The organism is Candidatus Korarchaeota archaeon NZ13-K, assembly GCA_003344655.1.
Taxonomy (GTDB): Archaea; Korarchaeota; Korarchaeia; order Korarchaeales; family Korarchaeaceae; genus Korarchaeum.
In genome coordinates this window covers 1-18,991 of the sequence record MAIU01000010.1, presented here as the reverse complement: position 1 = coordinate 18,991, position 18,991 = coordinate 1, and the positions used below count along the sequence as shown (strand labels likewise).

Genomic DNA, 18,991 nt, shown 5'->3' with positions numbered 1-18,991 from the left:
GGGATGAAGAAGGCAATCATACCATCGCTGATAGCTCTACTTTTGATCCCCCTGGTGGTCGCTTCAGCGCAGATAAGTTACGAGGTGGATGAGGAGGAGGTCTTGCTCATCATAGAGAGATCCGGTGACGTGCTTCTCCACTACAACCTGACGATCAGCGTGATCTCGGGAGTGGTCAGCAGGTACGTCTCGATCGGCATGCCCTCAAAGGACTTCGATGTGCTCCTAGCCTCTGAGGTTTATGGAAGTGAATTGAGGGAGGTGGATCATGAGAGGGTCATTGAGAGCGACTATTATGCCGTGAAGATGCATCCAAGTAGGCCCATATATGCCGGGGAATCGAGGACCTATCACCTGGAGGTCAGGCTGAGGAACTTCCTCTACGAGGACATGACGAACCCTGGAAACGTCGGGCTGCGATTCACACCCTCTTGGTTCGACGCCACCGTCAAAGGGCTCAAGCTTTGGGTCATCCTACCTCCAGGGGTTAAGAGCGTTGATGTGAGGAATCAGCCGGATTATGATAATTTGATCCAGCTGGAGGATGGCAGGCTCGCTCTCTATTGGGAGAGGAGCATGCTACCTCCCAACTTCAAGCTGGACGTCGGGATCTCCTTCCCGAAGGAGTACGTGACCGCCTACGTTAGATCCGAGGAGAACGACCTTCTTTACGCGGCGGTGGCCCTGCTCCTGCTGGGGGCCCTCCTGATCTCCATCTTCCTGATAGTGAGGTACGTCAAGATTTTGGTGGAGAAGAGGCCTTATCAGATTCCTGAGGTGGTGGTCGAGAGTCTGGGGGTCAACAAAAAACTGGAACCACCAGAGGTAGCTTATCTCAAGATGCTGGAGGGGAGGAAGATTAGCTACGGCAGGATACTGACGATAATAGCCCTTATGCTATCCAGAAAAGGTCTCCTGAGGATCAAGAGATTCGATCCCCTTGAGATGGAGAGATTGGAGGAACCGGGAGCTCACATCAGGGCCTATGAGAATCAGTTCCTAAGATGCCTGGATGACGCGAACCCGCCGAAGGAGGAATGCCTGGTTGAGGTCATCAAGGTCCTCCACAAGAGGGTGAACAGGGAGCTCTCCGGGTACTCGAGATTTGGAACGCTGGTTCATTACGAGAAGCTGGTCAACTCGCTCTGGAGGAAGCTATCCGAGGAACCACCCGAGGGGAGGCTCGAGTTCCTCAGGGAGAACCTACCCTGGCTCTTGACGGATGAGGACTTCGATCGTAAGCTGAGGGAGCATCTGAGGGGAGGAGCCCAACGGGAGGTGAGCTTTCCGGAGCCCGTTGACATCTGGATCTGGATCCCGGGGAGAGGGGGCACCGTTCAGATCCCCGGCCCGGCCCCTAGGAAGCCCGAGAGCAGGGAGGTGCCAGTGGTCACGGACATCGAGAGGGCCGCTGATTCAATAGCCAGATCCGTCGAGGGCTTCTCCTCCTCCATAGTTAGGAACTTGGAGAGCTTCTCTGAGAACGTGGCCAAGGCGATAGTCCCAGAGAGGCCGAGGGGGACCAGTAGGAGGGTCAGAGTGGCCTGCGCCTGCGTGAGCTGCGCCTGCGCTTGTGCCTGCGTGAGCTGCGCCTGCGCTTGTGCGGGAGGTGGTGTGGGTTGAGCGCGAGGGAGCTCCTGACGTTCAACTACAGGGGTCACAGGATCCAGCTGAGGATAGAACCATACAGCATCGGATCCATCGTCGTGGATGCAAGCAGGGTCGCCTACTTGAATCACACGGCCGCCCTAATGGTTAAGGTCTTCCTGTCCGGGGGAGATTGGAGGGAGGCCCTGAGGGAGCTGAAGATCCACTACAGGGGTTTGAAGAGGGGAGAGGTAAGGAAGCACTTTGAGGAGATTTCTGATAAGATAAGCAAGTTCATAGATGGATATGCGGATCCTATAACCGATTTAGGTTTCAATTACCAGTTCCCGGATGTCTCAATTCTTCCCGCTCCCCTTAGGGCGGATCTGGCGCTGACTTATGATTGCAATAATGCGTGCATTCACTGCTACTCCCAGAGCCCTGCTGAGACGAGGGAGCTCAGCACGAGTGAATGGAAGGAAGTTCTCAGGATCCTCCGGGACCTCGGAGTTCCTCAGGTGACCTTCACGGGAGGGGAGCCGACCCTCAGGAGGGATCTCGTCGATCTAGTGGCTGAGGCTCAGAGGCTCGGGATGGTGTCCGGTATCGTAACGAACGGGACGCTACTGAGTAGAGATCTCTCTGAGAAACTCGCCAGGGCGGGCCTGGACTACGCTCAGATCACCCTGGAGTCGAAGAATCCGGAGGTGCACGACAGAATCACGGGAGTGAAGGGAAGTTGGGAGAGAACTGTTGAGGGCATAAGGAACATGGTGATGACGGGCATCTACGTTAGTGTGAACTCCACGCTGCTTAGAGAGAACTTGAATTGGGTAAAGGACACCGTCAAGTTCGTCGCTGAGCTTGGGGCCCACGGATACTCCTTGAACAGGCTAATCTACAGCGGGAGGGCCAAGCTTTCATCCGACCTGGAGCCCAGCATGGATGAGATCAGGAGGATCGTTTCGGAGACCAAGGAGCTCTGCATAGAGCTCGATCTGGACTTCACTTGGTACGGGGTCACTAGGTACTGTGAGATGGATCCCATCGAGTTGGGACTGGGTCCCAAGTTCTGCTCCGCTTGCAGCATAGCCATAGCGGTGGAGCCGGACGGCTCCGTCATACCCTGCCAGAGTCACTATCTGAAGCTTGGGAACATATTGAGGGACAGATGGGAGGACATATGGTACTCAGAGGGGTGTAGGAGCATCAGGGAAGGTGCTTACGTCGGTGACGCCTGCCTGAGCTGTCCCCTCCTGAGAGTCTGCAGGGGAGGCTGTCCCTTGGAGTCGGAGGTGAGGCCCTACCCAGCGAGCCCGCCGGAGGTCGGGACCCATGAGATCTGATGACATCCGGATAGTGGCTGATCTCATGAGGAGGAACGCGAATAGGGTGGTTGCCTTCACGGGAGCAGGGATATCTGCGGAGGTTGGGATACCCACCTTCAGGGGTAGGGGAGGCCTTTGGGAGAGGTATAACCCGGAGGAGCTGGCAACGCCCCAGGCCTTCAGGAGGGACCCCGAGTTGGTCTGGAGATGGTACGCCTGGAGGATGTCCCTAATAGGTAGGGCACGTCCCGGGCCCGCTCACGAGGTTCTGGCCAGGTGGGAGAGGGAGGGCATGCTCATGGGCGTCGTGACCCAGAACGTTGATGGTCTACACAGGCTCGCCGGTTCAGTAAACGTGGTGGAGCTGCACGGATCCATATGGAGGTTGAGATGTACATCCTGCGGCATCAGGAGGGAGCTGGGATTCGGAAACATCCCTGAGAGGATACCTCCCGTGTGTGACTGCGGCTCCATCATGAGGCCCGATGTCGTCTGGTTCCACGAGCCCCTCCCACCAGAGGCCTGGTCCGAGGCAGAGGAGATGATGAGGAGGGCCTCAGTCGTGCTGGTGATAGGAACGAGCGGTCTGGTGATGCCGGCTGCCTCCCTACCGATCAAGGCCCTGGAGCGCGGAGCCATACTGGTGGAGGTGAATCCGGAGGAAACCAGCTTGAGCGGGCTCGCGCGATTCAGGATAAGGAAGGGGGCCGGGGAGACGCTCCTGAGCATAGATGGATACCTGGGGGGAGCCCCTTGAGGATAGTTAGGTACAGCCCGGACCTGCTGGAGGGCATCGTGAGCATTCACTGCCCTAGATGGAGGGAGGTGCCACTCGGCATCAGGCTGAGTGAGTGCGGCTACTGGGGGGATCCGAAGGTCTTCAGCTGGTACGTGGAGAACCTGCTCTCGGTGGACGGGAAGGTTATAGTGGCCCTTAAGGGAGAGGAGGTGATAGGTGAGGCTGAGGTGGTTCCCGAGAGATCTAGATCGCCCGTTGGAGAGCACGCCTACCTTCAGATGGTCTGGGTCAGGGAGGAGGAGAGGAGGACGGGCGTTGGGAGGCAGCTCGTGAGCGAGTGCTGCAGGATAGCGGAGGGCATGGGATTCGATGCCCTCGACACGATACCCTACGATGAGGCGATCCCCTTCTTCGAGGCCCTGGGCTTCTCGGAGGTGGATTCCCAGGTCGTCATGGAGGCCCAGTCCAGGCCGGCTCCGGAGCAGCCCAAGGTGGAGGAGCTCGGGAGGAGGGAGTTCCCCGCGGCCGCTCAGATGATAGCTGGTCAGACCAGGCCCTCATCCCTCCTCTGGGAGCTCCTCTGGGGGAGGGAGGAGGTCGGCCTTCCACCCCCGAGGGTGCTGAGGGTGAGGGTCGGGCTCTGGGAGTTCATCATGGGCCTCTTCAGACCCACATTTGAGGATAACTATTTCTACGTTCTGATATGGGGTCCCGAGAGAGCGGGACTGGGTCAGATATTCGATTCAGCCGAGATGGCCTTGACGGTAGCTTATGAGATGGGAGCCACGCGGGTGAGAACCCAGACCTGGTGCAGGTACAGGGCCGCCTTCGAGGCGGCCGGCTTCGAGCCCCTGAGGAGGGTCAAGTGGATGAGGAAACCCCTGCGATGATGTCTTTCATTCGCAGGAGCCTCAATCCTTGGCCATGATATATTAGGGAAAATAAGGAGGATTCAGCCCCCTAGTCGGGGGCCGACGATGTTATCAACCCACCACTGCATCGACCAGAGCTCATCGTGCCCTATCCTCTGGCCGGGGAGTACCCTCAACCTGCCCTCGTTATCATATATTGGGCCCGTGAACGGATCGAAGGTCTCATCATTGACATGTACCCAGCCCTTTCCCGTCCAGATGGCTCCCATCTGAGCTAATCTAGCGAATACCAGAGTGTAGACATCCGGGTCCCTGAGCACCGTACCATTAGGCAATTGAACCTGACCCTTCACCCTCACGGACCTCAGCTCATCCACGAACTTCGGATTGATCGGCTCGTTGTAAGTGCAACCAAGCTCAGCGGCGCCCTCCTTCAGCTTCCACCAGTAGTCAACGTCCTGGAGGTTCTCGTTCGTGTAAGAGCCCGCGTATATCTTGGAGAGTATGTCGTCGTACACGACCTCCCAGTGGGCGATCTGCCCACTGACACACACATCCTTACCGTAATCCTTCATGGGGCTGTAGTGACCGAAGGCGAGAACCCTCTCCCCTCTCATGTAGTGCTCCTCAGCCACCTGAACCACCGTGGGCGTATCCTCCGTGAAAGCTAGGACGTCAACGCCCTCCGATATCAGGGCCTCAGCAGCCTGCCTGGCTTTTGTCGGATCGACCCATGCGCCTATCTCCCTGACGTACACCTTGCAGTCAGGACAGACCTCCTTGACGCCTATGGCGAAGGCGTTTATGTGCCTCACGACCTCGGGTATCAGGTGAGCCGCGACATAGCCTATCTTCTTAGTTTTCGTGAGGGCCCCAGCCATCAAACCGTTTAGGTAGTAGACTTGGTAGAACTCCACGAAGTAGGTCCCCATGTTGGGGGCCCTCTTGTAACCGGAGCAGTGCCAGAACAGGATGTCTTTGTGCTTCTGAGCCTCCTCCAGTGTTGGATCCATGAAGTCGAAGCTCGTGGTGAATATCACATTATAGCCCTGGGCTATGAGCTGTTCCATGACTCCAGCGGAGGCGGCGGGATCCACGGATTCCACTTGAGTCGTTTCAAGCCAATCATACTTCTTGTCGATCAGCTCCTTGGCTTGATGGTGCGCGTGGGACCAACCGTAATCCCCTATGGGCCCCACATACACGAAAGCTGCCCTCACTTTTCCCTTCTGGGGCGTTGCCGTGGTCAACTTCTCCGTTGTTATCGTCTGCGTTACGGTCTTGGTCACGGTGAACTCGGATCTGGGGGACAGAAGGTACCCTCCCGCCGCCCCTATTATCAGGAGGGCGAGAGAAAGGGCTACCACCTGATAGGGTCTCATAACATCACCTCATGGGGGGCTGAGCCTCCGCTGGGGCCATTATATATAAAGCTTTACACCTAAGATTCCGCTGCCACACGACAAATTCCGATCGCATCTCATGGGAAACTCAAGGAGAGGATCTCGAGAATTCAGGAACCTTTCAGCAGGTCCGTTCCCTGCTTCTGCCGATGCCGCTGAGGAGCTCAGATGCGTGGCTACAGCTGCAGACCGGGGGATAACTTTATTAAGAAGTTGACGCACAGCCCAGCACGGCCGCCGTGGGCGGCGGCCCGGGGAGGCCGGGCTGTTTCAGCCTCATGGGGGGTTGGCCTCCCCGTAACCCCGGTCTCTCAAAGAGACTCACTCCCTATCGTACGGAATTCCGAGGTAGCGCGGTGCCCCCACCCTCCTCCTGAACCTCCCTGAGGATCCCAAGGTCAGGATGACCAGTGTCATCAGATAAGGTAAGGCGCTGAGGAGCCACTGGCTGTAGCCCAGAGCCTGAAGGGTGTAGCTGGCTGCCTCTATCGTACCGAATAGGAAGGAAGTAAGCAGTGCCTTGGCTGGGTCCCAGAGGGAGAATATCACCAGGGAGATCGCTATCCACCCCCTGCCCGCCGTTATGTTCTCTATCCACACAGGGTTGTAGGAGGTCGAGAGATAGGCCCCAGCCAATCCTGAGAGCGCCCCTCCCAGCAGCGTGGACGCGTACCTCACCTTCTCGACGCTTATGCCAGCGGCGTCAACGGCTGCCGGATTCCCTCCCGTGGACCTTATTATCAGCCCATATCTAGTTCTAAAGAGCAGGAACCAGAGAAGGAGCGTCAGCAGCAGACTGATGTAGAAGATCGGGTCCTGATCGAATAGAAGCCTCCCGATCAGTGGGATACCATTAAGGGGGGCCATCGGCGTTGGGAGGAACCTCACGTCCGGGGGGAGCTGGAATCCAACGTACTTCCTGCCCACTAGAATGCTCAGGCCGAGCCCCAGCATGGATATCGCGAGTCCAGAGACCACCTGATTCGATCTAAGGGAGATGCTTATGAAAGCATGAATCAGGGAGAGCGACATTGCTGCGAGGACGCCTGCCGAGACCCCGAGCCAGGCGTTATGTGTCTGAAGAGCGACTATGAAGGAAATCGCCGCACCCATCGCCATCATGCCCTCAACGCCCAGATTCAGAACCCCAGATCGCTCTGCGTATATCTCACCAACGCATGCAAGCAGGAGAGGGATAGCTGTTCTGGATCCCACCCAGATCACGTTCTCCAATATTTCTAGCTCCATATCAACCCCTCCTCAACTCGTACCTTATCAGGAACTCGCCAGCCAACACGGAGAGGAGCATCAGCCCGTTGAACATGTTTATGAAACCCAGGGGGAGCTTGTAAGATATCATAGCGTAGCTTCCACCAACGAGCAGCCCCCCGTAGAGGAAGTTTGATATCAATAGATTCACTGGGTTGTTTCCGCTCAGCCAAGCCGTGATTATGGCTGAGAAGCCATATCCCGATAGGAACTCCGGAGTGAACCTCTTCTGAACCCCGCAAAGCTCCCCTATGCCGGCCACGCCCGAGAGGCCTCCGCTTATGAAGGCCGCCAGCAACAGGACCTTCTCGCCGCTTATGCCCGCGGCCCTGCTAGCATCCGGGTTCCATCCGAAGGCCCTCAGCTCGAAGCCCCATGTGGTCCTCCTCAGGATGAAGTATGTCAGAAATGTGGAGATCAGTGCTATCAGGAGGGTCGGCCAGTGCACCCTGGTCCCGGCTATGACCGGGAGCTGTGAGTTCGCGGGCAGCACCTTGGTGTGGGCGAAGCCTCCGTAGGTGAGTCCTCCCACGGTCTCCACGGCCTTCCAGGGGCCATGTATGAGATGCTGGAAGACCCAGTAGAGGATGTAGTAGAGCATGAGGGTTGACAGGACATCGTTAACGTTGTACTTGGCCTTCAGGAGCGCTGGAATCATCCCCCAAGCAGCACCCGCTAGGTAGCCCGCGATGAAGAGCGAGGGGATAAGTAAGAAGCTGGGCGCCTCCCCGAAGCTAGAGGCTATTAGGTAACCGAGCATGGCTCCGGCCAGCAGCTGACCCTCCGCCCCTATGTTCCAGAAGCCCGCCCTGAAGGATAGGGATAGCCCCGAGCTTATTAGGAGCAGGGGTATCATCCTCACGACGGACTCCGTCACCCCCACCCTGCTCCCGAAGACATTAAACAGCAATCCGGAGTAGAAGTCAAAAGGATTGACATCATGTAACATTAGAAGCAATGATGCTAATATCAAAGCCGCAGAAATGGATAAAATTCTTACACCTATTACGAGCTTCCTGCTGGCCTCCGGCCTCCTAACCACTCGCAAGGCGCAGCCCCCCCGTCATCATGAGACCTAGCTGCTCCGTGGACACCTCCCCGGGTCTGAACATTCCGACGAACTCGCCCCTGAACATCACCGCTACCCTGTCACTCAATCCCAATAGCTCGTCGAGGTCGCTGGAGATCAGAAGTACTGCGGCCCCATTGTCCCTATGGGCAACTAGGAGATTCCTTATGTACTCCGAAGCGGCCACATCCAAACCCTGAGTCGGGTTCGAGGCTATTATCAACCTTGGCTCAGCGATGAGCTCTCTTCCCACTATCAACCGCTGGATGTTCCCTCCGGAGAGGTTTCTGGCGGGCGCTTGGACCGAGGGAACGACTATTCTGAACTCCTCGACCAGTCTCTCAGCGAAGTAGTTTATCTCACGTTGATTGAGAATTTTCCTATGGCTGAATGGTCTCTCATTGTACCTCTTCAGTATGGAATTTTCCGCCACGCTCATCTCCCCGACTATCCCATACCTCATCCTCTCCTCCGGTATGTAAGCGACACCCAACCTGTAGATATCCTTGGGACTCTTGTTGGTCACATCCACACCCATGATCAGGATCCTGCCCCTTCTGACCTTCCTGAGACCCACTAGCGATTGGGCCAGCTCGTTCTGCCCGTTTCCGGCAACCCCACCTATCCCAAGTATCTCCCCGCTTCTGACCTGAAATGAGACCCCTCTGACGCTCTCATCCCCCCTGTCCCCCACGACGACGAGATCCCTCACATCCAAGACAACTTCCCCGGTCGCAGTGGACCTTGTAAGCCTGAAGGAGAGTTCCCTGCCTATCATCATCCTAGCTAGTTCCTCTTCCGTGACTTCTCGAGTTCCAAAGGTACCAACCACACTCCCGTTCCTCATAACGGTGACCCTATCAGCTACCTCGAAGACCTCCTTCAGCTTGTGCGTTATGAACACTATTCCCTTGCCGTCAGCCTTCATCCTCCTCAGGGAGTTGAATAACCCCCCTATCTCATTCGGCGCAAGGACGGATGTCGGCTCATCTAAGATCAGTATGTCCGCACCGGATAGCAGCAACTTGAGTATCTCCACCTTCTGCTGCTCCCCTAAGGAAAGTTGCCATATGTAGGCGTCCAGATCCACCTTTATACCGTACCTCTCCTCCACAGACCTCACACCCTCCTCCACCTCCTTCCTGTAACTCAAGAATCCCCTAGAGTGGGCCAGAGCGAGATTCTCCGCAACGCTATGCTCCTCGATGAAGAGGAAGTGCTGATGCACCATTCCAATTCCCAACTTGATTGCGTCCCTGGGGCTCCTTATCTGAACTTTCTTACCCCTCACGTAGATGTCACCCTCATCGGGCCTGTACAGGCCGAAGAGTATGTTCATGAGGGTCGTCTTGCCGGCTCCGTTCTCTCCCAGCAAAGCATGAACTTCTCCTGGCTTTAAATCAAAATTTACTTTATTATTGGCCGTCACATCATGAAATCTCTTTGTGATATTGACCATTCTAACTAAATACTCGCACCCCTCTATCGCTGAGATCCCAATCCCCCCGCTGCTCGCCCGCTAAATATTAAAGAGGACCCGCCAGCCCTTCCATTCAGAGAATTCCCGTGGATTGGGGAATCTTACCCTAATAAATTTTTATATTCCAGCTATGCTGTAAATATATTAGTGAAATAATCCCCAAAAAATTTTGAAAAGTTTGGAATGATAAGAAGGGTGCTAACCTATCGATTTTTGGTTATTTTTCATAACCAATAAATTTATTAATTACTAACTCCGAGGTTCACGGGTGATCTCATGGAGGCTGGCGGGATCCCCCTGCTGGGCGACAAGTTCCCTGAGATGGAGGTCAAGACCACGCACGGCGTGATGAAGCTGCCCGATCACTACAAGGGGAAGTGGTTCATCCTATTCAGCCACCCGGCCGATTTCACACCGGTCTGCACCACGGAGTTCTACGCCTTCCAGAAGAGATATGAGGAGTTCAGGAAGCTGAACACCGAACTCATAGGCCTGAGCATAGATCAGGTCTTCAGCCACATCAAGTGGGTTGAATGGATAGAGGAGAAGCTTGGTTTGAAGATAGAGTTTCCAATAATAGCTGATGATCTCGGTAAGGTCGCCGGGAAGCTCGGACTGATACACCCTAGCAAGGGCACCAACACCGTCAGGGCCGTCTTCATCGTGGACCCGCACGGTATAATAAGGCTGATACTCTACTACCCGCAGGAGATAGGCAGGAACATTGATGAGATATTGAGGGCCCTGAAGGCTCTGCAGGCCTCAGATAGTTACGAGGTCGCCTTACCAGCGAACTGGCCGAATAACGAGCTCATGGGGGATAAGGTAATAATAAGGCCGGCTAGCGACGTGGAGAGTGCCAAGGAGAGGCTGGAGTTGGCCAAGGAGAAGAAGATAGAGTGCTACGATTGGTGGTTCTGCTATAAGAAGATCTGATCCCCTCATTTTTTTATTGCGAATTGCCCCTGAGACCATTCGGATCTCGTCTATTGACCCCTGGCTGGATCAGCCAGCGAGTGCTAACGGGAGAAACTGACCGAGCTCGGCGAGATGCTTTTGAAGAAATTGCAGCATCTAGGCTAGGTCGGGGAGGTGATAAAAATGGATTTCATCATACATGGAGAGGTTTACGCTGGGCTGGATCTTCTCGATGACAACTCCGTAGCTGTTGCCATAACCTCTCCACCCTACTGGAGGCAAAGGGATTACGGATTTGAGGGACAGATCGGGCAGGAAGAAACTCCGGAGGAGTATATAGGAAGGCTCGTTGTCGTGTTCAGCAAGTTGAGGAGGAAGATGCGTGATGATGGCGTGTTCTTCCTGAACATCGGTGATAAGTACCTTCACAGGTACGGGAAGTCCCACCTCCTACAAATTCCTTATAGACTTGCTTATCACATGGTCAGGAATGGCTGGCTCCTCCTCGACATCATCATCTGGTACAAGCCAAATCATATGCCCTCCTCGGTCGAGGACAGGTTCACCAACACGTACGAGCCGGTGATGGTGCTGGGCAGGAGTGAGAGGAGCATATACATTGGGGGACCCCAGGTTGTGAAGATACCCCTCCAGCAGACTCCTTGGAAGCACACAGCGATATTTCCCGAAAAGCTCGTTGAGGAGATGCTCAAGAGGGTCAAGTTGGACGATGGAGACCTGGTGCTGGACCCCTTCGCTGGAACGGGAACCGTTGGGGTGGTTGTGAGGAGGATGAGGGAGGGACTCCTCCCCAAAAAGATACACTCAGTTCTGATAGAGAGGGGAGACGAGTTCGTGAATATCATGAGGCAGAGGACCGGAATAGAGTCCGTGAAAAGCATTGAAGGCTCACCATATGAGTGGGCGCCCGTGCAGGAGGAGAGGCCCCCCGACTTGGAGCCAAAGGAGGTGGTCTCTGACAGGCACGGAGAGGTCTTCATTGCGAACACAACGGAGGAGTTCCTCTCCGCCCTGAAGGGGATAACAACGGAAAGATTCAGGAAATTCCACAGGGAGGACGCTCTCTACTTCTTCGGTGTGAGGAATTGGACCTTGAAAGACCTTTACTATGCTCACACAATCCTCCATGAGGGCTACGTCCTGAGGAACATGCTGGTCGTCTCTCAGGGAGGGAGGTGGTTCCCTGTCTTCATGTTCGCCGCTAACAGCACGAGGGTGGCTTACAGATTTTACCTAGACCGCGTCAGGACGACGCCTAGGACCAGGGATAGTAGGAACTGGTGGAACGAGGATTTCATTGGGATGAGGGTCAGCGACGTCTCCGGAAAGAGGACCAGGGAGGGCTTTGTGGTTCATGTTCTCGATAGGTATCCGGATGGGTTCCCCAAGATAGTGGCGGTCAGGTGGGACGGGGAGGGCTCGCTCGAGTTCGTACTTCATCCCGAGAGGGATGAGCTCCTGATGGAGGGCCTGATCTACAGGTGCCCGAGGTGCGGTGGTGAGCTGGAGGAACCATATGATCCAGTGGGCGACAACATCTGCCCCCACTGTGGGACGCGCCTCTGGACAGGCCTGGAGAGCTTGCCCATAGTTGAGGAGCCCCCCGAGGTCAGGGAGATCGTTGAGGAGCTGGAATCCATGGATTACAGGGTTGGGGAGGTTGTGAACGTTGAGAGGCTTGAGGAGAGGAGAAGGAAGACCAGGAGCAAGTTCGCCGGGCTGGAGAGGTTTAACTGGGGTGCATCTCCTGGGGCTAGGAAGCTCATGCTGGGGGAGTACTTCACCAAGATGAGGCTATACAGGCTGGATCAGCCCGCTGTGGCCCAGTATCTCACGATCCTGAGGAGGTGGCGCGGCCTGAGCCTGCGGGATGTGATCGAAAGGCTACCTAGTTCCTACAGGCACACGGCCGGGCACTGGTTCAGGAAGGACTTCGGTGGGTCGATTCCGGTTCCGGAGGACATAACACTGCTTGAGGGAATTCTCGGGAGGGATGGAATGCTGAACGCGCTGAGGAGGACGGCTCTGAAGTTCCAGACGGTGAAGGCCTCCGCCAAGGGCAGGAACCCGGGGGACTTCATAGAGGGAATGGATGATACTGAAATCATTAATTATTTAAAAAAATTATATCTTCCTCGGCGAAAGTACATAGAAATTATCAATTACTCATCCTCATCCGCACGCGCTCCCTCTGACTCGACTCCTCGGTCCTCAAGAGCGAAGCCCCGCTGAGCGGACTCGGAGTCATTCGCATGTGTATTGTTTTCACATACCCGGGGTCAGCATATCCTATCCAATCCTCACAATTGAATCTATCTAAAAGAAATTTTCTTTAAGGAGGGGAATGGAGCGAAGGTGAATTCGATGTCCTTCTAGCAGCTGGGCTGACATGCTTAATGGGATACTCCCAGTGAGATTGTTAGGAGCCACTCCTCCAACTCAGCTCACATATCAAAGCTCCGTATTAGCCGGGAGGATTTTCCGATCAAAGATCCCCGGGGAAGCTATGGTGATCCTCAAAACCTCAGGAGATCTGGTCCTGGGCACGTGAAGAAAGCTTAAGTAGTTTTCCTACGGTTCACGTGGGTCCCAATCTTCTCTCAATCTGGGAATGTGTGTAAGGTCTTTCATCTAACGGGCTCCGCTAATTTTCCAGCCCGAAAGCTCCGGCCACCACGGGCGAGCTCATGGGGCCATATGGAAAAGTTTAAATAGACATTCTTCTGAGAACTCTCTTGAAGAGCGGAGGAAGTTAGGTACACTCGAGGGCTCTATATCCGGAAAATTGCACCAGATTCCTTGAAAGGTTCGCATTCCCTCGAGATTTCCTCGCTTTAAAGAAGCCTGGGGGGTGGGAGGGTGAGGAGGGAACTGGCTCGGGTGCTGGTCGCCGCGTTTCTCCTCGAGGTGGCCTGGGGGTTGAGCTCCACATATCTCGCGCTGGAGATTTATGGAGAGCTCGGGCTTCCGGGCTACTTCATAGCCATGAGCATCGGCTGCACGTCCGGTTTCATAAGCGCAATCACCTCAGGGATCTTGGTAAATCTCCTCAGATCTAGGAGGCTCCCTCTGATCTTAATAATCTCTTTCACATCCCTCTCCCTGCTATGCTGTGCCATGAGCGGTGCCAACCTGCTACTAGCAAGCTTCCTCCTCGGTCTCCTCCTGAGCTACGAGCCGGTGGCGATATCGAGCCTAGGGGAGGGGATCGATCATGGTGAGGCCTCCGGAATATATTATGCTGTCTCCAGGTCAGGGATCTCATTCGGACTCCTGATCGGAGGATTCCTGCTCGATCACATTAATATCGAGGGTCTTCTCACAATATCCTCACTCCTCTTCCTTTCATCATTGCCCATATTCCCCGATCAGGATGATCGCATGATGAGCATGACCTTCAAGGGGAGAACTCATCTCAGGGCCTTGGGGGCTCTAGCGCCTATACTACTCGCTGAGGACCTGGTCATGCCCCTCATGTACAGCCTGCTCGAGATCAAGCTTTACGAAGCTCTGGGAAGGTCTTCCCTCACCCTGGGGTCCATATACGCCATCTCCAACTTGCTGGAGATCGCAACAGGTCCTCTGATAGGGAAGATGGTCGATAAACTCGGAGGATTGAGGTCCTTCCTCTGCTCCAGTTTCGTTCAGCTGGCCGGCCTGCTGGCGTGTATCACGCTAAGTGAAGGGGAAGCCTTGATCCTTCTCATGCTACTGCCCATAGCTTCACTTTACTTCTCATCCAGAAATAAGCTCGCGGTGGAGATATCAGGTGAGAACAGCACTTTCATGCTGTCCTTCATCACGTCAATAAGCTCTCTCTCCGATGCCCTATTCTACGGACTCCTCTTCCTCCTCTCCGGAACCAGCTGATCTTCCGATCCTGACTCCTCTCAGCATCCCATCTCGAGTGGAGTCTCAACTCATGAGGCGCAACGCAGCTTGGGCAGTTGATTCGCGCTATATGTGGCTGGAGCATCTCTCATATCCCAAGCGAGCTCCGAATAATTTAGCATGCTCAGGCGGAATTTTGGGTCCTAATATCTAACTTTGATCGATTTCTGATGGAGTCTGCCTGCCCCTCTCCCCAATCAGGGCCTTCGCCACTCTCACACCTTCCACAGCGTTCTTCCCCCAACCATCGGCACCTATGGACCTCGCAAACTCCTGTGAGGTGGAGAGGCCCCCCACCAGCACCTTCACCCTATCCCTTATGCCCTCCTCCTCCAGCCTCCTTATGACCACCCTCATGTAATCCCTGGTTGTCGTCAGGAGGGAGCTCATAGCCAGTATATCAGCGTTGTGCTCCTTAACGGCCCTCACGAAGGTATCAGCGTCAACATCAACACCAAGATCGATTACCTCAAAGCCAGCAGCCCTGAGCATCGCCGTCACCAGGCTCTTCCCTATGTCATGAACGTCACCTTTAACAGTCCCTATAACCACGGTTCCCAGTTTAGATCTCCCGCTCTCCTTCCCTATCCCGAGCCTCTCTAGGGCTCTCCTGAAGAGATCGGCGGCCTCGAGCATCTCAGCGATGAAGTACTCCCCATCCTCAAAGAGCCTCCCTATCTCCTCCATGGCCTCGCTCATCGGCCCTAAGACGATCTCCCATGGGTCAGCTCCCTCCGAGATCAGATCATCGAGGCATCTCATGAACTCATCTGCGTTAAGGTCCACGAGGGATCTCTTGAGCCTCCCCCTCAGCCCCTCATCATCCATCAGGTTCACCTCCCGTGAGGTAGTAGACCCTCTTTATCCTCCTCCCGCACATCCTCCTCTTCGAGGAGATGAGACCCATTCCGCTGAGCTTGAACAGAGCCTTGTAAACACCTTGCAAGCTCGCTTCGTCGATTTGACGCCATATCTGATATGCTGTCATCTCCCTTCCCCTCCTCATGACGGCCAGCACCCTCCTCTGAAGGTCCGTGAGTCTTGGATGCGCGCCCCTCCACCTCCTCAGACCAGTCCCAGTTAGCAATGCGATCACATCTCCTCCTAGCCTAGAGGCCACCGCATAGGCCATGGCCGAGACGGGCTTCACGTAGATCCCCATTCTTGCCAATCTTATCATAGAGTCAACCGTCTCCCTCGGATCCGCCTCCACGGGCCTCACCCCCATGGCCAGCAGGATGTCCACCAGCTCCCCCCTCAGGGGACCGTGGTGGGCCAGGTAGACTTGAGGGACCCTCATCAACCCCATCTCCTCCAGCTCCAGAAACCCCTTCAGCACACCGTAAGCAAGAACTCCGGACTCAGATGGTATTGCTATGCCTCCTATACCCTCCCTGAACTCGTAAATCTCATAAGCTATTGTCTTGAATCCCTCCAACATGAAGGGGTTCTCGTAATCGCTCCTAAATCCATGGGGGCCGAAGGATATGGCCGCGTCCAGTTGGGACAGGTAGAGCAGCTCGTCCCAGTCGACCCTCTCGGGATCCACCCTGACCTCAATGGAGCCCCCGCACCTGAGTATGTAGGATGCGAGCGATATCGTGACGTCCGGAGAGAACTCCAGCTCGACCCTATTAGCCATGTCCGAGCAGCTGACCAAGACGGAGGAGCCCCTGTCTATGTAAGAGCCAGTGGGATTCTTGGTCTCGTCCTTTATCAGCGTGCCGTTCACCCTCCTCACATCAGTCAGACCTTCCCCCAGGCTCACTATCCTCTTAGCCCTTGGTAGAAGATTTTTATACCTCCAAATTGAGGGCTCTCCCTCCTGAACCTCCCAGAAAATCCTCTCCAGTCTTATTTCCATCAAAGAACCGCAGTGAGGACATCTCCAATCCGAGCTGGAGGTCGATCCGCACCTCGGGCACCTGTAAATCACAGGGAATTCGATCTGGTATTGAGTTAAAAATGTCCACCGGAGCTTCGCGAGGGGCGTGGGGAGAATTTTCCATCATATTTTTATATAACGGATTATTATAAAAATTATTGATTATTAAAGCAATATTGGTGAAATAATATTACTCCTTCTGACCGTTCACTGGGCTACTTCTGCTTGTAGGGCAGGTGCTCCGAGCCGAACAGGAACCTCCCGAGGATCAGCCTCATTATGTTCTGGCCGCCCTCAGCCCCAACGTAGTAGCTTAACACTCCCCTGAGGGCCATCTCCAGCGGGGTGTCCTTCGTGTAGCCGTATGCTCCCGTGGCCTTCATGAACTCCTTAAGGGCATCAACAGCTATCTCTGGGGCCAGTAGTTTCGCCATAGCCGCCCACATTCCGACATCCCTGAGAGTGGCATTCCCCTGATCGAACTGATCGACCATCCATGCCGCCTTATACATGACCAATCTGGCAGCCTCTATCCTCGCGTAGTAATCCACTAGCGGGAACTGGATCCCCTCGAAGGAGGCCAGGGATCTCCCGAACACGACCCTGCTCTTGACATATTCTCTAGTGTAATCGAACATTGCCATTGCTGAGCCCGTGCATCCGGCTGACACGAAAACTCTCGCCCTGTTGAATCCCTCCATCGCTATCTCAAAACCCTCGTTAACCCTCCCTATGAGGTGGTCCTCAGGAAGCTTGACATTGTTCAGCCTTATCCATCCGGTGCTTATTCCGCACCTCCCCATGTCATCGAAGAGCCCCGTCTCTATCCCAGGAGCGTTTATGGGAAGCCAGAAAAGGCTTATTCCCCTAGAACCCGCTTCCGGCTTCGTCTTCACCAAGGTGACGTACCCTCCATCCACCTCCTTCGCCTCGACTATGCCACTTATGTAAGTCTTCTCACCGTTTAGGATCCAATGATCGCCCTCTTTCTTAGCTAGGGTCCTGAAACCAGCTACATCGCTTCCGCTCTGAGGCTCGGTGGAGCATATGCCGACGAAACCCTCCCCTCTAGCCGCCCTGCTCAGCACCTCCTTCGCCAGTTCCGGCTTCGCATACCTCTCCACTATCTTCCCCCATGAGGCCTCCACCAGGTGGAAGACGGCCGTGGCGACGCTCGGATCCGCCCTTGCTATCTCCTCCGTGGCTATTGTGCCCATCACCCAACTGGCCCCTTGGCCACCGTACTCCGGCTTGATCGTCAGAAGGAGGATCCCGTTCTCGGCGAGTGCTTTTATCACATCCCCTGGTATCCTGCAGCTCCTATCTATCTCCCTAGACCTAGGGGCAAGGATCTCGGAGAGGAGTTCCCTCAGGGTCCGCCTGAAGACCTCCTCTTCCTCCGTGAAGGAGAAGTCGACCAAGCTGCATACCCTCGCCGATCCCGGGGAGAAAAATTAAAAAGCTTTAGCTCTCATTGCGAGCCGTCGTGCTAGATCCCATTGTGGTGTTTTCTATCAAGATTGCTGGCTCAATGAGCTAATTTTCACACATTAACCCCACTATTGCTTGAAATTTTCACGCATGACTCGGATCGAACGCCCGGTGCGAGAATACACTCCGCTATCCCTTAGGCCTTCGCCTTTTCCACGCTCACCTAACCTCCATGTAGGTGATCTCTCGGGAAGCCCCAGGGGCAACTCACCCCGCCGCCCTGACGGAGCTCCCATCAGGTTAAACTTTTTCTTGAAGAGGTCCCCCAACTCCGGGTGCTGGGATGGACATAGCGGTGCTTGTGAAGCAGTCACTCGACGTCCAACAGTTGGTAGTGGATGGAGGGAGTGGGAAGGTTTACCTGGAGGAGGCACCGACGAAGGCCGGGGATATCGAGATCAACGCCGCTGAGGAAGCCGTTAGGATGAAGGAGAAGGTCGGCGGAAGGGCCACCGCCATAATGCTGCTCTGCTGGGGAACCTCGGGCAGGAGGATCAAGGAGGCCAGGGAGGCCCTGACCAGGGTTTTGGCGATGGGACTTGATGATGCCATCCTCCTGCTGGGCCGTCAGGACATGGACACTTACTGGGCCGCCAAGGTGATAGCTGAGGAGGTGAGGGCTGGGAACTATCAGCTAGTCCTCGCTGGTGAGGGGAGCGAGGACAACTTCTCCGGGGTCATCCCCGGCAGGGTGGCGGCCGAGCTGGGGTGGCCCTACGTGGCCTACGCGACCGCCATAGAGGTCAATGGGGATGAGCTGAAGGTCACCAGGAGCCTCGAGGATTACGATGAGGTCGTATCCGTCAGGTTACCCGCCGTGATCTCGGTGACTCAGGAGATAAACCAGCCGAGGATCCCGACCGTCCTCCACATAATGAGGGCCTCCAAGAAGCCTATAGTGCAGAAGGAGGTGGCGAGTTCATTCGAACCAAAGGTCAGGATCAGGGAGATCAGGGCCCTCAAGGTGGAGAGGAGAAGGGAGATCATCGAGGGGGATCTTGAGGAATCGCTGGAGAAACTCCTGAATGCCCTGAAATC

15 protein-coding genes are annotated in these 18,991 nt (G+C 55.2%); 8 read left to right on the top strand and 7 right to left on the bottom strand.

Features of this window, described 5'->3' with window-relative positions; translation table 11 throughout:
- The first annotated feature begins 3 nt into the window (after window positions 1-3).
- The 4 genes from BA066_02455 to BA066_02440 are packed head-to-tail and all read left to right on the top strand — an operon-like array spanning window position 4 to window position 4,544.
- The gene (locus tag BA066_02455; GenBank protein ID RDD53819.1) at window positions 4-1,623 is read left to right on the top strand and encodes a hypothetical protein; all 1,620 of its coding nucleotides are present in this window, start codon (window positions 4-6) and stop codon (window positions 1,621-1,623) included.
- On the top strand, window positions 1,620-2,933 hold the full coding sequence (locus BA066_02450) for a radical SAM protein (GenBank protein ID RDD53818.1): 1,314 nt from the start codon (window positions 1,620-1,622) through the stop codon (window positions 2,931-2,933). The genes BA066_02455 and BA066_02450 overlap by 4 nt, the downstream gene beginning before the upstream one ends.
- On the top strand, window positions 2,923-3,672 hold the full coding sequence (locus tag BA066_02445) for an NAD-dependent deacylase (protein RDD53817.1): 750 nt from the start codon (window positions 2,923-2,925) through the stop codon (window positions 3,670-3,672). The genes BA066_02450 and BA066_02445 overlap by 11 nt, the downstream gene beginning before the upstream one ends.
- The gene (locus tag BA066_02440) at window positions 3,603-4,544 is read left to right on the top strand and encodes a GNAT family N-acetyltransferase (GenBank protein ID RDD53816.1); all 942 of its coding nucleotides are present in this window, start codon (window positions 3,603-3,605) and stop codon (window positions 4,542-4,544) included. Before BA066_02445 ends, BA066_02440 begins: the two co-directional genes overlap by 70 nt.
- Window positions 4,545-4,606: 62 nt before the next feature.
- Here the strand turns inward: BA066_02440 and BA066_02435 are convergent, their stop codons facing one another.
- The 4 genes from BA066_02435 to BA066_02420 all read right to left on the bottom strand — a co-directional run bounded on the left by BA066_02435 (window position 4,607) and on the right by BA066_02420 (window position 9,726).
- Window positions 4,607-5,908 carry a BMP family ABC transporter substrate-binding protein gene (locus BA066_02435; protein ID RDD53815.1) on the bottom strand — a complete coding sequence of 434 codons (1,302 nt, stop codon included), beginning with the start codon at window positions 5,906-5,908 and terminating at the stop codon, window positions 4,607-4,609.
- A 342-nt stretch (window positions 5,909-6,250) separates the two neighbouring features.
- Window positions 6,251-7,165: an ABC transporter permease gene (locus tag BA066_02430; protein RDD53832.1), complete on the bottom strand. Its 915-nt coding sequence runs from the start codon at window positions 7,163-7,165 to the stop codon at window positions 6,251-6,253.
- Between the two features lie 13 nt (window positions 7,166-7,178).
- Complete coding sequence (locus tag BA066_02425; GenBank protein ID RDD53814.1) at window positions 7,179-8,156, bottom strand: ABC transporter permease; 978 nt, start codon at window positions 8,154-8,156, stop codon at window positions 7,179-7,181.
- 76 nt (window positions 8,157-8,232) lie between these two features.
- A complete protein-coding gene (locus tag BA066_02420) occupies window positions 8,233-9,726 on the bottom strand; it encodes an ABC transporter ATP-binding protein (GenBank protein RDD53813.1) in 1,494 nt (497 codons plus the stop codon).
- Between the two features lie 297 nt (window positions 9,727-10,023).
- On the opposite strand from BA066_02420, the gene BA066_02415 reads away from it, so the two are divergent.
- The 3 genes from BA066_02415 to BA066_02405 all read left to right on the top strand — a co-directional run bounded on the left by BA066_02415 (window position 10,024) and on the right by BA066_02405 (window position 14,556).
- Window positions 10,024-10,683: a peroxiredoxin gene (locus BA066_02415; GenBank protein RDD53812.1), complete on the top strand. Its 660-nt coding sequence runs from the start codon at window positions 10,024-10,026 to the stop codon at window positions 10,681-10,683.
- Window positions 10,684-10,839: 156 nt separating this feature from the next.
- Complete coding sequence (locus BA066_02410) at window positions 10,840-12,918, top strand: hypothetical protein (GenBank protein ID RDD53811.1); 2,079 nt, start codon at window positions 10,840-10,842, stop codon at window positions 12,916-12,918.
- Between the two features lie 627 nt (window positions 12,919-13,545).
- Window positions 13,546-14,556, top strand: coding sequence for a hypothetical protein (locus BA066_02405; GenBank protein ID RDD53810.1), 1,011 nt, complete (start codon window positions 13,546-13,548; stop codon window positions 14,554-14,556).
- Window positions 14,557-14,727: 171 nt separating this feature from the next.
- On the opposite strand, the gene BA066_02400 is transcribed toward BA066_02405, so the two are convergent.
- The 3 genes from BA066_02400 to BA066_02390 all read right to left on the bottom strand — a co-directional run bounded on the left by BA066_02400 (window position 14,728) and on the right by BA066_02390 (window position 17,883).
- The gene (locus tag BA066_02400; GenBank protein RDD53809.1) at window positions 14,728-15,414 is read right to left on the bottom strand and encodes a cobalamin-binding protein; all 687 of its coding nucleotides are present in this window, start codon (window positions 15,412-15,414) and stop codon (window positions 14,728-14,730) included.
- Window positions 15,398-16,513 (bottom strand): pyridoxal-phosphate dependent enzyme, encoded by a 1,116-nt coding sequence (locus BA066_02395; protein ID RDD53808.1) that lies wholly within the window; start codon window positions 16,511-16,513, stop codon window positions 15,398-15,400. Before BA066_02395 ends, BA066_02400 begins: the two co-directional genes overlap by 17 nt.
- A gap of 164 nt (window positions 16,514-16,677) precedes the next feature.
- On the bottom strand, window positions 16,678-17,883 hold the full coding sequence (locus BA066_02390) for an acyl-CoA dehydrogenase (GenBank protein RDD53807.1): 1,206 nt from the start codon (window positions 17,881-17,883) through the stop codon (window positions 16,678-16,680).
- Window positions 17,884-18,236: 353 nt separating this feature from the next.
- Between BA066_02390 and BA066_02385 the strand changes: the two genes are divergently transcribed.
- Window positions 18,237-18,991 (top strand): electron transfer flavoprotein beta subunit/FixA family protein (locus tag BA066_02385; protein ID RDD53806.1); only part of this gene is annotated, 755 nt, incomplete at its 3' end.

Coding starts and splice junctions, on each gene's coding strand:
- BA066_02420 (RDD53813.1), bottom strand. CDS start 9,726: ATGGTCAATATCACAAAGAGATTTCATGATGTGACGGCCAATAATAAA.
- BA066_02455 (RDD53819.1), top strand. CDS start 4: ATGAAGAAGGCAATCATACCATCGCTGATAGCTCTACTTTTGATCCCC.
- BA066_02415 (RDD53812.1), top strand. CDS start 10,024: ATGGAGGCTGGCGGGATCCCCCTGCTGGGCGACAAGTTCCCTGAGATG.
- BA066_02445 (RDD53817.1), top strand. CDS start 2,923: ATGAGATCTGATGACATCCGGATAGTGGCTGATCTCATGAGGAGGAAC.
- BA066_02435 (RDD53815.1), bottom strand. CDS start 5,908: ATGAGACCCTATCAGGTGGTAGCCCTTTCTCTCGCCCTCCTGATAATA.